Origin of the sequence: Vibrio sp. HDW18, assembly GCF_011306175.1 — a bacterium.
Lineage (GTDB): Bacteria > Pseudomonadota > Gammaproteobacteria > Enterobacterales > Vibrionaceae > Vibrio > Vibrio chanodichtyis.
In genome coordinates this window covers 1,998,287-2,011,398 of record NZ_CP049913.1, presented here as the reverse complement: position 1 = coordinate 2,011,398, position 13,112 = coordinate 1,998,287, and the positions used below count along the sequence as shown (strand labels likewise).

Annotated in this window: 12 protein-coding genes; all 12 read right to left on the bottom strand. The window is 44.5% G+C overall.

The features are described 5' to 3' along the window. Positions 1-55 precede the first annotated feature (55 nt). Positions 56-838 (bottom strand): hypothetical protein, encoded by a 783-nt coding sequence (locus tag G7083_RS09725; RefSeq protein ID WP_166014580.1) that lies wholly within the window; start codon positions 836-838, stop codon positions 56-58. A 297-nt stretch (positions 839-1,135) separates the two neighbouring features. Continuing rightward, positions 1,136-1,852 carry an exopolysaccharide biosynthesis glycosyltransferase VpsK gene (gene vpsK / locus G7083_RS09720; protein ID WP_206212125.1) on the bottom strand — a complete coding sequence of 239 codons (717 nt, stop codon included), beginning with the start codon at positions 1,850-1,852 and terminating at the stop codon, positions 1,136-1,138. Positions 1,853-1,871: 19 nt separating this feature from the next. Next, on the bottom strand, positions 1,872-3,044 hold the full coding sequence (locus tag G7083_RS09715; protein ID WP_166014578.1) for an aspartate-semialdehyde dehydrogenase: 1,173 nt from the start codon (positions 3,042-3,044) through the stop codon (positions 1,872-1,874). Further along, positions 3,041-4,117, bottom strand: a complete 1,077-nt coding sequence (gene vpsI, locus G7083_RS09710; protein WP_206212091.1) for an exopolysaccharide biosynthesis glycosyltransferase VpsI — start codon at positions 4,115-4,117, stop codon at positions 3,041-3,043. The genes G7083_RS09715 and vpsI overlap by 4 nt, the downstream gene beginning before the upstream one ends. Beyond that, positions 4,114-5,454, bottom strand: coding sequence for an exopolysaccharide biosynthesis protein VpsH (gene vpsH / locus G7083_RS09705; RefSeq protein ID WP_166014577.1), 1,341 nt, complete (start codon positions 5,452-5,454; stop codon positions 4,114-4,116). The genes vpsI and vpsH overlap by 4 nt, the downstream gene beginning before the upstream one ends. After that, on the bottom strand, positions 5,454-5,885 hold the full coding sequence (locus G7083_RS09700; RefSeq protein ID WP_166014576.1) for a serine O-acetyltransferase: 432 nt from the start codon (positions 5,883-5,885) through the stop codon (positions 5,454-5,456). The genes vpsH and G7083_RS09700 overlap by 1 nt, the downstream gene beginning before the upstream one ends. Before the next feature lie 10 nt (positions 5,886-5,895). Continuing rightward, positions 5,896-7,116 (bottom strand): VpsF family polysaccharide biosynthesis protein, encoded by a 1,221-nt coding sequence (locus G7083_RS09695; protein ID WP_166014575.1) that lies wholly within the window; start codon positions 7,114-7,116, stop codon positions 5,896-5,898. Then, positions 7,113-8,522, bottom strand: coding sequence for an oligosaccharide flippase family protein (locus G7083_RS09690; RefSeq protein WP_166014574.1), 1,410 nt, complete (start codon positions 8,520-8,522; stop codon positions 7,113-7,115). Before G7083_RS09690 ends, G7083_RS09695 begins: the two co-directional genes overlap by 4 nt. Then, positions 8,519-9,667, bottom strand: a complete 1,149-nt coding sequence (locus G7083_RS09685; protein WP_166014573.1) for a VpsD family glycosyltransferase — start codon at positions 9,665-9,667, stop codon at positions 8,519-8,521. The genes G7083_RS09690 and G7083_RS09685 overlap by 4 nt, the downstream gene beginning before the upstream one ends. Before the next feature lie 64 nt (positions 9,668-9,731). Then, a complete protein-coding gene (vpsB, locus tag G7083_RS09680) occupies positions 9,732-10,973 on the bottom strand; it encodes a UDP-N-acetyl-D-mannosamine dehydrogenase VpsB (protein WP_166014572.1) in 1,242 nt (413 codons plus the stop codon). A gap of 10 nt (positions 10,974-10,983) precedes the next feature. Next, positions 10,984-12,111: a UDP-N-acetylglucosamine 2-epimerase (non-hydrolyzing) VpsA gene (gene vpsA, locus G7083_RS09675; protein WP_166014571.1), complete on the bottom strand. Its 1,128-nt coding sequence runs from the start codon at positions 12,109-12,111 to the stop codon at positions 10,984-10,986. Positions 12,112-12,550: 439 nt separating this feature from the next. Then, positions 12,551-13,060: a low molecular weight protein-tyrosine-phosphatase gene (locus tag G7083_RS09670; RefSeq protein WP_166014570.1), complete on the bottom strand. Its 510-nt coding sequence runs from the start codon at positions 13,058-13,060 to the stop codon at positions 12,551-12,553. Positions 13,061-13,112 lie beyond the last annotated feature (52 nt).

The following is a 13,112-nucleotide window of genomic DNA, read 5'->3' as shown; positions in this document are numbered from 1 at the left end:
AACTGAGGCATCTTTTATATATGCCTCAGTTTCAGTAACATCGCAGATCGGAAGATTAGTCCTTAATGACCAATAGCAGTGATTCTGTTTTTGCACCAGACTCCAAATCTACCATTTCAGTCTTAATAACATAATACCCCGCAGGATAACCTTCTTCGAACCAAAAACCTCTTACTTTAGAATAGTCAGCTCCGGAAGCGATCGTCCACTTTTCTCGAGCATGAACAGGAATAACCAAGCCATGAGGGCCAATGGCGCTCATCCAGAATTCCACTTTAGCTTGAGTATCGCGTCCATTTTCAACATTAATTGAAAATGGCACATAACCACCAGTACTCGCTACATTTTTAATATCTAGCTGGTTGGTCACTTCAAGTGTGACACCATCAATTGCGGGCAAGCTATTAAAATCGACCCCTTTGGCAAAATCTTCATCACTATTAAAGATCTTACCGTCTTGGGTTACAACCTGTAAAGAAACGGTATATTTACCATCTCTCATATATTCTGGAACCCAAATACCACGAGTAATATTTAAGTTACTTCCTTCACGTAGACCTTGCTCTGACTCGATTGGTGAGGTATCTCCCCCAACTACCGCTTTAGCAGGAAAATAAAGGCCATCAGGACCAGTCACTGAAAGCCAATATTTAAATTTTACGCTACCACAATCTTCATTAGCAATTGACAACTGTGTGGATATATAGCCACCTTCACTAGGTAGTTGATTCTGATTTAATGTTACCTCAGGAGTAATACTACAAGTTTCATCGGCAAAAGAAGCTGATGAAAATAACAATGCACAACATGCAGCTAGATAAGTTCGACGGATTTTCATATTGTTTACCTTTCCTTGTAAAAGTAAATGGTTAGGCCTGTACCCAGCGTATTATCTGCCATCAATGAGCAACCAAGAGCAACATCTTAATGTGCATCAATGTGTCATTTTGGTATCAAGCCAATGTCAATATTAAAGGTAAATCATAATAAAAACACGCCAGTTTGATAAAAGCATTTACGCTTATCGAAAATAAGACAAACTTACACTACTAGACTTCATAACTGATTACTTAATTGTCATTCAAAATAATTAAAATAAAAAAGAACAAATAAACAAAGGGATTATTTTTTCTTTTTAAATGGTAAACTTTTCAACCAGCAGCATCCAAATATATTGACTATTCGTCAATAAATAACGCTTCCACATTCTTCTAGGCTCTTGTAATACGCGATAAAACCATTCTAAGCCTCCTTTTTGCATCCACAAAGGCGCACGAGATACATGTCCGGCCACCACATCAAATGTGCCCCCAACGCCCATGACAAAAGAAACGCCTAACTTATCTTTCCAGCGGTTGATAAAATTTTCTTTTTTCGGAGAGGTAATCGCGACAAACAGCAGCTGTGCGCCTGATTGACTAATTTTCTCAACGATCGCTTGTTCATCATCCCAAAAATAGCCGTGATGGTATCCGGCGATAGTTAATTGAGGATGCTTCTCCTGCATAACCGCCGCAGTTTTTGCCACAATCTCCGGTTTTGCACCCAAATAAAATACCGCAAGCTGTTCATTTTCAGCCATCGCATTGAGCTCTAAGAATAAATCAACACCTGCGACTCGTTCAGGTACCGTGTGACCAAGAAAACGCGCGCCCCAGACCACGCCCATACCATCGATATTGATCAAATCACACTCGGTGACAGATTGAGCTAATTGCTGATCCTTGCGCATGTTGACTAATTTCGCGACATTGACCACAACATGCTGTGTAAACTCGTGGCGCAAAATACGTTCACGGATCAGCGCAACGGTTTCCGCCATTGAAGCCACATCCATTGGGCTACCAAGCATATTTATACGTTTCAATTTGCTACTCCTTGTTACTGTGAGTTAAAGACAAGCGTAATGCCAAATACATCCATGCTTGAGTCCAACGCGTGTAGTGAATGCGATTCACTGAATGTCGGTTACGCTGATAAACAAACTGACCTCGATCAGGTAGATACAATGTGGCTACCGCACGCTGGATAGTGCGCTCAACCAAAACAATATCACTCTCACCATCACCGATGGTCAACAACGTGATAATCGCTTGTGCAACCGAATGCGGGTCAAGTGGATAAGGGTTGTTATGGTAATACTTAGCGGTACCATCTTCCGCCAACAGGTGTTGTCGATAAAACGCTAACCCCTGGGCAATCACGGCATCAAATTCTCTGGTCACTAATACACTACGCAAAAGATGCAACGCTTCGAGGTTATAGCCGGTATGAAAGCCATCAATAAATTGATGGTGATGACGCGTGCCATAAGCCCAGCTACCATCGCTAGCCTGAGCTTGCGCACTGTTACGTGCAATACGTAACGCAAGCTGGCGGTATTCCGCTCGCCCGGTTTCACTACCGACTACTGCGAGCCACGCCGCTGCCCATAAACTGGCATTGTGCACAAATGCGCTTTCTCCGGGGATATAAGCAAAAAATTCACCCCACTCATTTTGCGTCAATAAATGTTGAGTAATAAACTCACCACTGCTGAGCGCTAGTGCAACCCAATCGCTACGACCAGTAATACTTCCTAACCGATGTAAGGCACGGCAGACATAAACAGTGGTGATCACATTAGGCTTGCCTTTAGGCACAAAAAACGCGCGCGCTTTCCAGTCAAAATGATATCCCCAACAGGCACCATGCCAGGTATTTTGATCACAACGTTGGCTAATCAGCCATTCGGCAAGTCGCTCGGCCTCCGTTAATAACGCCGGATCTGAGGTCACTTGGTAGTGTTCAATCAAGCCAAGGATAAATAGAGCCACCCCTTTAGGATTACGTGCTTTAGGCACGCCAAACCATGGGCGAAGATTAAACGGCGAGCGCTTGAATAGCTGGATCCAAGCCAATCCAAAGAGCGAATCTTTACCTACCGGTAACCAATCAAACCAGCTTGAGTTCAGGCCATCAAATGGATCATAGCCGGCAAACTGTTCCGCTCGAGCTTGGTCAAGTAAAACTTGGCTAATGTGACTAATCGTGGATAATTTCATGATGTTAAAAGCTCATCGTAAAGAGTTTGTAACTGTGGGATAACTGCCTGCAATGAGAAGTTTTCGCTAAACTTTTGCTTACCTTCGGCAGCAACACGTTGATTTTCTATTCTATTCTCAATCAGATCACCCAGTGCCAGAGCCAGTCCTGCCACATCGCCAGCATTCACTAAGCGGCCTTGGTCACCATCGGTAATCGCATCGGGGATCCCGCCCGCTCGACTGGCAACAACCGCAATCCCAGCTGACATCGCTTCGATCACTCCCATCGGAAAACCTTCGTTATAACTCGGTAAACAATAAATATCGGTTTTACTCAGTAAATTGAGCTTCGCTTGGCCGGAGATCCAGCCGAGACAATGCACCGCGTTGGCTACCCCTAACTGCTCAGCGAGCGTTTGATAAGTGTTAAGATCGCCATCACCGGCTAAAAAAAGCTGTGCGTTCGGACAACGCTGTTTTACTAGGGCAAACGCTTGGATCAAATCACCAACCCCTTTACGCGCACCTAAACGACCAAGAAAAGCAATACTACCGAGCTCGGCGAGTTGGCGATCTAAATCCAAACTGGGGACAGCGTTATACAGAACAGAAACCCCTTGGAAACGGCCGAAAGTTTGTTGTACCCAGCTCAACCACTGAGTTGATAGCACCAACACATGATCGGCTAGCGCAAAAGTTTTTTTAATATTCTTTTTCAAAACTACATTACACTCATCTCGATAGAAATCACGAAACTCCGCACCATGTAAATGCAAAATCACTTTGCCACCTAAGCGCTTAGCCAAACGTACGATAATCGCTTTACGCCAATAACTGCCACGGGAAGACATATGGATATGCACGACCCCAACTCGGTAAACAATAAAACAGTAAAGCAATTGGCAGAGAGCAAACATAAAACGCAATAGCATGCGCCATTTGTTTGCTTGATCTAAGCTCGAATGGGAGGTAATCAATTTGATTTGATTGGCATCTAAAAAACCGCAATTGGCATAGGTTGACACCACCGTTGCTACCCCACCCAGCCCTTTATGGTCGGTGGACACCATTAGATTGATCGCTTTTCTCACGGCACATCCTTAATGGTACAAATGGCTTGGCGAATTTTACCGTTGGCACTGCGCTCAAGCTCGGTAACCATATCAACCGTAACCTTAATTGAACTACCTAACCGTGTTTGAGTATTGCTGATTAATTTCCGTTGCTGTTCCAGATTAAATTGCTCAGCTTCAGCAACAACTTTCACCACAATATGTTGCCGTTGATGTTGTACAAATTGGCAAGCAATAACCCCTGCGACCCCTTTGGGAATATGATTAAGGATATGCACTTTTTGTCCATCTTCCCCCAACAGATAGTCGCCAATTCGTCCATCAATACGTTGAATAACAGGAAACACGCGGCCACAAGGGCAACTATCATGTTTATCTAAATAAACATGATCACCGGTTTTATAACGGATCAATGGAAAATAGTGGTTGTTAAAATTAGTCCCCACCAGTTCATAGCGACCTTCTCCCGCCGGCAGTAATTCAACATACGAATAATCAGATAACAGGTGGTAGCGCCCGTGCTCACACTGGCCAATCGCCGCAACTCGTTCAAATTGCCCGTACCAGTCAAACACTTTGCAGCCAAAACGCGTTTCAATAATTTGTCTATCTTCTGCTGATAAGGATTCAGAAGAGGTGATGATCGATTTGAGCTTGGCCGGGTAGTAACTTTGTTTCGCCTCTAAATAGCGAGCTAAAGCTGCAATCGAAGACGGGTAAGCTTGGATTATCTCTACTCCAAAATTGACCATGGCTTGCAGATAACTCGGGATGCTTTGTGCAGTGAGATGGAATGATGACAGAACAATCATCTGTTCAAACCACGAGTAGCGCCAAAATGGGCCTTGCTTTTGGCTCAATGGCACCACCATATCTCCACGTAGCCAAGCACGTTTATCACCTTTACGATAGCCAGCCCAAGCCAACTGTCTTTCGACAAAGGCTTGCTCACGGATCACCGACTGCATGTCTTGCAAGATAGTCAACGGTGTACCTGTGGTACCACTGGTTGCCCCATGTACTACCACTGAAGGTTTGTTATGTGAGATGAACTGTGCGTGATCACTGCGTAATAGGGTTTTATCCAGATAAGGGAAAACCTCAAGCTCAAGATTAGGCACATCTAAATCCTGATAAAACGGCACATGGTTACGAGCATTCGCCAAGGTTTTTTGTAGCTGAATCTGCTGATAATCGGCTAAATGAGTCCGTGAAAATTCGTTAGCTTGGATCTCTTGCAACACCGCGCGCATCTCACCGTTTTCTCTAACCATTTTGCGTGAAAGCGCCCGCACAGAAAGCATGACGTTTTGCAGCCAGATTGGTGCTTTGACATAGAATGAACTGGTAAACATTAGTAAAAGTCCTTTGGATTAATTCCGGTTTTAATCACTTTGGCGGGAATCCCGACCACGACGCTGTACGCAGGCACATCAGCCAGTACCACTGCATTCGCACCAATCACAGCGCCATCACCGACGCGAATATCACCGAGTATTTTGGCACCTGTCGCAATGTAGACATGGTCACCAATCACGGGAACACCGTAAGAGCGAGAACGACCACCAATGGTGACATTACTACCAATCACACACTGACTACCGATCACGCAGCGGCGATGGATCACTACCGCAATACCGCCATAACCAAACACGGTACCCCGGCCAATTTTGGACTGGCTATAAATTGCACAATTGTGTATCAAACGAATCAAAACGTTGCACAACTGCGGCAAAAGGGGGACCTTATGCTGATAGGCAATATGCCCAACTCTATATAGCAACATGATCAACCTCCTATTGCACTCGCTTCACCACAGAGCGTTCAGGCCCTCGATAACAACAGGCCAACGTGAAAACCAGCAGCATTAGTGCTGGTGTTTTGACGGTTAAAGCATTATTGGTCATCGAAATCAGTACAAAGCTTAGTAAGCTGATTTGGTTGGCCAGTGGTTGCTGCCAAACAAGCTTCACAGGCACAATAAACGAGGCCAGCCATAGGGCTATGCAACCAAAAATACCAAAATTCAATATCCAGCCAATCAGGTAGTTTTCCACTACATTGATGCCAATATAAAACGCAATATCATTCAGTAGCCCATGACTTGCCCCAAATAGCCATTCCGAAACAGAGAGCTGTTCAAGCAAGATGAATACATCCAAGCGCGCTTCAGCACTCGTATCGAGATATAACTTAGAGAAAATTCGCTCACCAATCGGTGTAACAATCAGCATCACACTAACTACGATCACCAAGCAATAAGTCAGCGCCTGCAAATAAGCGAATTTCAATTTGGAATAAGCCACACCTTGGGTGATAAAAGCCCACATACTCGGTAACGCTAACCACACATTACCCAACAGAAAAATACCGAGTGCAGATCGACCGCCAAAAGCAAACAGAGCTAAGATCGCAAAAGCCACATAAAGTACGCTAGGTATCGCGCTATAGCGCATCAATAGCGGGGTTAACGCTGCCGTAATCAAAGCATTATTCAAAGGATGAGCTAAAAACGCCGTCGAGCGAAACACCGAAAAACCGCCAATTTCAACCGCAATAATGCTCTGCCCAACCATCAACTCGATAATTGCAATCGCGGCATTCAGCAGTAATAAATGGGCTAATAGTGTGAGCAATTGCTCACGAGCCGATAACGAAAGCCGAACCAATAGAGGAAGCAACAATAACGGTACGAATAAAGTATCGATTAAGTACGCAAGTCCTGAGGTACCAAACCGCATAAACCCATATCCCATGACAGCCAAGATGGATAATATTGCCACCCACCATGGCTTAGCTAGTTGCTGTAATGGGCGCAAAAACTCCAACACCCCAACTCGAACCAAGCAAACCATCACCAGCAGCATAGTGAGATAGGAATACAGATGAATTTTCGTCAGCGGATGACCACCTTCAGCAACATAGCTAATGCCAATATTCTCTAGTAAAAAAGCACCGAGAATAAATCCACTGACCATAATTACCGCCAGCCAGCGGCTTAAATTGTCTTCACTCAAGATCTTATCCACCAATTGGTCAAGCGCTGGCGAGCTTTAAATGGATTAAACAGCCATAAGCTCAAGCCATACACAGCAATCGACGACACGATATAACCGCTCAATGCCAGCAATGGATTAATAGATAATGGAAGCTTGAGGATTTGGAATAAGTAGCCGCCCATCACTGCTGCTGCGATCAGCACCTTAATGCCATCGCTACCTAGCGAATAGCGATACCCAGCACGCCATGCGCATAAAAAAACGAGCAAAGCCAGTAGCACACTCACCATCAGTAATGTTAATGCTGCACCAAATATCCCGAACCGATGCAACATGCTCGGCAAAAGCAGTACGCTGCAGGTTAATCCGATGAGCGAAATCCACAGTAACTTGCCAGGTTGCAATAAAAACTGTAAACCGTGTTCTAAATAGTGTGCCTTAAAATTAATCGTATAAACGGCTAGTGCAAGTACCCAAAATAGCGCTGGTGAACCAGTCATATATTGCTCCCCTAATAACAATTTAATCAGTGGTTGCTGCAATAAACCCAAACCGATCACCGCAGGTACGGTGAGCGTCAAAAGTAAATGAAGGTACGTTTGATGCTGATGCTGTAACACCGAGCGATCGGCACTGACTTTGGCTAAATTGGGATAAAGCGGTAGTGCAATCACCATAAACACCAACCCAAGAACACCTGCTAATAAGTTCGCTTGTGCTGCATAAATGCCAGTTTGCTGCATACCGCTAATATGAGCGATAAATAGCCGATCGATACGCCCACCGATCACACCGATCCCCCCAGCTAACATGATCGGGATCCCATAGGCAAACAAACGCTGCAACATCAGGCGATGCCACTTCGGTTGACTAGGCAGCCCAAAGATCAATGCACCAATGCCATAGCTTAAAGTTAAAGATAGCAGTGCCGACTCAATCGTCGCTGAATAGGCAAGCCAACCTAAAGAAAGTACCACCACAGAAATAGATTGCAGCAAAATGGCTTGACGATAAGCACTCAAGCGCTCATTTAACCGTGCTAATTCCAATTGGTATTGAAACAGCGATTTTACGGACAAAAGCAAGCACAGTATGGATAGTAGCGCTCCATTCAACTGCTGGTTGGCATAAAGAGCAAATGCGATCACCACAAAGCCAACCAATCCGCCAAACAATACCGTGAGAGAGATGGATTGTACTAACTGTTGCTGTTCTTGAGCTGAGTAGATCGGATAGAGGCGTAACATCGATGTATTCAGCCATTGGGTAGTAAAAGCACGTACCAGTTCTAATACCACCATACTCACCGCTAACAAACCATAATTTTCCGGAGTCAGAAAACGGGTTTGAATAGCAATCAACAAAAATACGCTCAGCGCCGAGAAGACTTGCACTGGTGCATAGCGCAGTAATTGGCCAATCAATGCAGCACCTCTCGATACAAACTTTGATAATGCTCAACCACATTTTCTACCGCAAACTGCTCTCGCAGGTAAGTTCTAGCCGCGTGAGTATTGGCCAATTTAATCTGGTCAATACTCTGGGCGACAGCCGCTTGCTCACTCTCCTTCATAAAAACCACACCAAGTTTGGCAAACTCATCTTGCCGCTCACCCAGTATTCCAACCGGCGTTGCGATTAGAGGCAATCCTGCAGCCAGCATCTCCAAAGGAGCTAGCCCAAAAGTTTCCTGAGCAGACAAAAACACACCAATATCAGAGTTGTTATATTGTTGAATAATCTGGTTCTGATTCAACTTTCCAAGAAAAATAACATTATCGGAAAGCCCCCACAGCTCAATTAACTTCTCAAGCTCAGAAAAATAAATGCGATCGACATTAGGTCCAATCACTCTTAAAGTCACCTTTCTGCCTGTTTTTTTAATTTCTCTCACTAAATCTAAAATTAAGTCTACGCGTTTTCTTCGAGAAATAAGAGCACAGGTAACTAATGTTATTCCTTCTGTATTTCTAGGTTGATTTCTTTTTGAATCAGAAAAATATCTAAAATCTATAGGGTTATATATTGCACGGATCGATTTTTTGGTATCTTTACTTAGGAAATGTTTTAATTCACCCCCAACGCAGGTAAATATATCAGATGAAAATTCACTTAGTAATGGGACGATTTTCTCGTATAAAAAGTCATTACTAAACGATACCGATTTGCGTCCTATTTTTTTATAAGAGTGAAGTGTTAAAATATTCTTGGTCTGGCTACCAAGGCCGATCATCCAGCTATTCATGTGTGCATGCACTATATCTGGTTGATACTGCACTATCTGCTCCCTAACTCGTAGCCAGCCAGTGACAATACTAGGTAAAGGCAAGCCCATACGTGATTCATTTGCTGGTGCAAATATCACTTCGACTTGTTCAGAAAGAACAATAGGTTGAACGGTAAATGGCTCTTGATTGGTTGGATCAAATGCAAGAATACGATAACGATATTGTGTTATTTTAGAAGCTAACTCGCGCACCAACATCTGGCATACGGAATCAACACCACCTGCATTTTTCGTTCCCCACTCAAGGGTAGTAAGGGGGACTATCAGTAGTATTTTTTTCATAAATTTATTTCCAGCGTTACTGGGTGCCGATAAAGATCGGCTTTAATCAGCACCCAAGGTGAACTCATGCCACCACTCCGCGTGTATCGATCACTACTTTCTTGGCAAATTCAGTTTTATCCGCCGCTTTAAACTCTTTATGATCAACCAACACCACAATAATATTAGCCAGTTCTAGTGCTCGTTCTAACGACACTAACTCAACACCTTGCTTGGCGAGTTTGCTCGGCAAGTCGGTGATATTAGGCTCAACGGCGAGCAATTGGCCGACCTGACTTTGTGCTAGGTGATGAGTAATGTCTAAGGCTGGGCTTTCACGTAAATCGTCAATATCCGCTTTAAACGCCAAACCTAAACAAGCGATGATCGGGGTTTTGAATTGATCTGCTGCCTGCTGAACTTGCTCAACCACCCAATGTGGCTTGCCATCATTGACTTCACGCGCGGTGCGGATCAATTGTGCTTGCGCTGGGCAACTATTCACAATAAACCACGGATCGACTGCGATACAGTGCCCACCGACGCCAGGGCCGGGGCTTAAAATGCTCACCCGAGGATGGCGGTTGGCTAAACGGATCAACTCCCACACGTTAATTTTTAACTTGTCACACACCAATGACAGCTCATTGGCAAAGGCTATATTGACGTCACGAAATGAGTTTTCGGTCAATTTGGCCATTTCAGCCGTACGTGCGTTAGTTACAATGCACTCACCTTTAACAAAGGTTTTGTATAGTGCGACGGCTTTTTCACTACACGCTTTGCTAATGCCACCAATCACGCGGTCATTGCTGACCAATTCTTGTAGAACATATCCCGGCAACACTCGCTCTGGGCAATAGGCGATTTTAATATCTGCTGAGCTGCCCTTCTGGGCCGGGAAGGTCAGATCAGGCCGCGCTTGCGCCAACCATTGGGTCAATTGTTCCGTGGCTCCCACTGGGGAGGTACTTTCCAATACCACTAAGTTGCCTTTAGCCAGTACCGGAGCAATGGTTTTTGCCGCCGCTTCGATGTAACTCAGATCGGGTTCGTGATTGTCGCCTTTAAATGGGGTCGGAACGGCCACCAAGAAGGCATCCGCAGGTTCGGCAGTTAAGGTTGCTTTAAGCTTGCCGGTCATCACCGCACTGCGCACCACAATATCGAGATCCGGCTCAACAATATGAATTTCTCCCTTGTTGATAGTTTCCACCGCATGAGCATTGACATCCACCCCTACCACATCGAGGCCACGCGAAGCCAATACTGCCGCGGTTGGCAGCCCAATGTAGCCCAGACCAATCACTGAAACTTTACTAAACATCTTCTATCCCCTAATTCATCGATTTCGCTAAAATGTCGGCAATACGTTGACAGGCTTGACCGTCCCCGTATGGGTTGTGAGCTTGACTCATCGCTTGATACGCTTGTTGATTGGTCAGCAGTGAGCTCAGTGCGGCACAAATTTGTTGTGGATCGGTTCCGACTAATTTCACTGTACCTGCGGCTAACGCTTCCGGGCGCTCGGTTGTTTCACGCATCACCAATACCGGTTTGCCCAGTGATGGCGCTTCTTCTTGAATACCGCCGGAGTCGGTCAAAATGATGTGCGCGCGATCCATTAAATAGACAAAAGGCAGATACTGCTGTGGCTCAATCAGCATGATATTGCTGATCCCGCGCAGTAACTGATTCACAGGCTCACGCACATTCGGATTGAGATGTACCGGATAGAGAATTTGGCATTCAGGATGGCGAGCGGCAGTATTGCGCAAGGCGTAACAGATACGTTCAAAACCACCACCGAAGCTCTCACGGCGATGCCCGGTAACCAAAATCAGTTTCTTACTGGCATCCAACTGCGCAAACTGACTCTCTAGCGTGGCTTGCAGATCGGCATCGGCGCGGATTTTATTGCGGATCTTGAGCAGAGCATCAATCACGGTATTGCCAGTGATAAAAATTTTTTGCGCGGAGTAATTCTCTTGCAATAAATTGTCGCGCGAGGTTTCGGTGGGGGCAAAATGGTACTCGGTCAACGCGGCGGTTAGCTTGCGGTTGCCCTCTTCAGGCCAAGGCGAATAAAGATTGCCCGTTCTTAAACCAGCTTCGACGTGCCCAACTGGAATTTGTTGATAATAAGCGGCTAACGAAGCGGCAAATGTGGTCGCAGTGTCGCCATGAACTAAAACCACATCAGGCTGCTCACTGCTCAATATCGGCTGCATCCCGAGCAAAATTTTGCTCGTGACACCATTGAGGGTTTGCCCCGGCTGCATGATATTGAGATCAAAATCTGGCGTGATAGCAAACAGCTGCAATACTTGATCAAGCATTTCGCGATGCTGCCCAGTGACACACACTTTGACTTCAAAACGACTATCTTGGCTCAGTTGCAAAACCAATGGTGCCATTTTGATCGCTTCAGGGCGGGTACCAAATACGATGAGAACCTTCTTCACGTCCCTATATCCTCTTCAATTCCGTAAATATTCCTTAAAGGGAATTCCATTAAATCCAAGCAACAGTAATTAATACCCATTAATAATGAGTAGCAACATAAACAACAGCTTTAACAAAACTAATTATTTAGCATTAGTTTTTACCAGCCAATTAGACATGTTCGAATAAAACATGGCTCACCATCACCACAAACAAACAAACAAACAAACAAACAAACAAACAAACAAACAAACAAACTTCACAGCCTAATTTGCCTGATTAATACGCATATAGATTATTAACTCAATTTAAAATAATCTCGTATTTAACCAAGCCATCAGACAGAAGGGCTACGCTATTCAACGGTGGTGATCGCTTTAATTCTTTAGTTAAAGAAATTACTAAACTTTCGCTTTACCTTGCTTTGTTTGATTCATCATATCCATATACGATACTCCGTTATTTATTCTTGTTTAATGGGTTAACCTCATGGGCGCCTAATCCCATCTTTTGCCAATAATCAATTAATGCGATTGCCCCAGACTCAATCAATAGTGCAGTGCGCAGAAACACATCACACGCCCCTTGGTAAGGGTCTGGGACCTCTCGCTCCAGCCGAGCTGCTTGGCTCAGGAACAGGGCTAGTTTATGTTTATGATGCACTGGACATCGATCGAGCAAATCTGCCAAATGGGTTCGGTCCATCGCATAGATAAAATCATGCTCAATAAAATCTTGTTGATTGATTTGCCGCACCGGATTAAATCCTGTGTGATAGCCATAATACTGTATCGCTTGCTGTGCTTTTTGATCAGGCTGTTTTCGCTGTGTATTTAACATCCCTGCACTGCTGACTTTAATATTCAAATTCTGCTGGCGAATTTTTTCACGTAAAATAATTTCAGCCATCGGTGAACGACATAAATTACCCGTACAAACGATCAGTATCGATAAAGGTTTCGTCTTCATATTTCAATACAAGCTTTATTATGATTTCAGCATAGGTTCTAACTTATTGGTA

Bases quoted from the DNA above. Each gene is read 5' to 3' on its own strand.
- G7083_RS09700 (WP_166014576.1), bottom strand. From the start codon at position 5,885: ATGTTGCTATATAGAGTTGGGCATATTGCCTATCAGCATAAGGTCCCC.
- G7083_RS09715 (WP_166014578.1), bottom strand. From the start codon at position 3,044: ATGAAATTATCCACGATTAGTCACATTAGCCAAGTTTTACTTGACCAA.
- G7083_RS09725 (WP_166014580.1), bottom strand. From the start codon at position 838: ATGAAAATCCGTCGAACTTATCTAGCTGCATGTTGTGCATTGTTATTT.
- vpsH (WP_166014577.1), bottom strand. From the start codon at position 5,454: ATGTTTACCAGTTCATTCTATGTCAAAGCACCAATCTGGCTGCAAAAC.
- vpsK (WP_206212125.1), bottom strand. From the start codon at position 1,852: ATGCTTGGTAGCCCAATGGATGTGGCTTCAATGGCGGAAACCGTTGCG.
- G7083_RS09670 (WP_166014570.1), bottom strand. From the start codon at position 13,060: ATGAAGACGAAACCTTTATCGATACTGATCGTTTGTACGGGTAATTTA.
- G7083_RS09685 (WP_166014573.1), bottom strand. From the start codon at position 9,667: ATGAAAAAAATACTACTGATAGTCCCCCTTACTACCCTTGAGTGGGGA.
- vpsB (WP_166014572.1), bottom strand. From the start codon at position 10,973: ATGTTTAGTAAAGTTTCAGTGATTGGTCTGGGCTACATTGGGCTGCCA.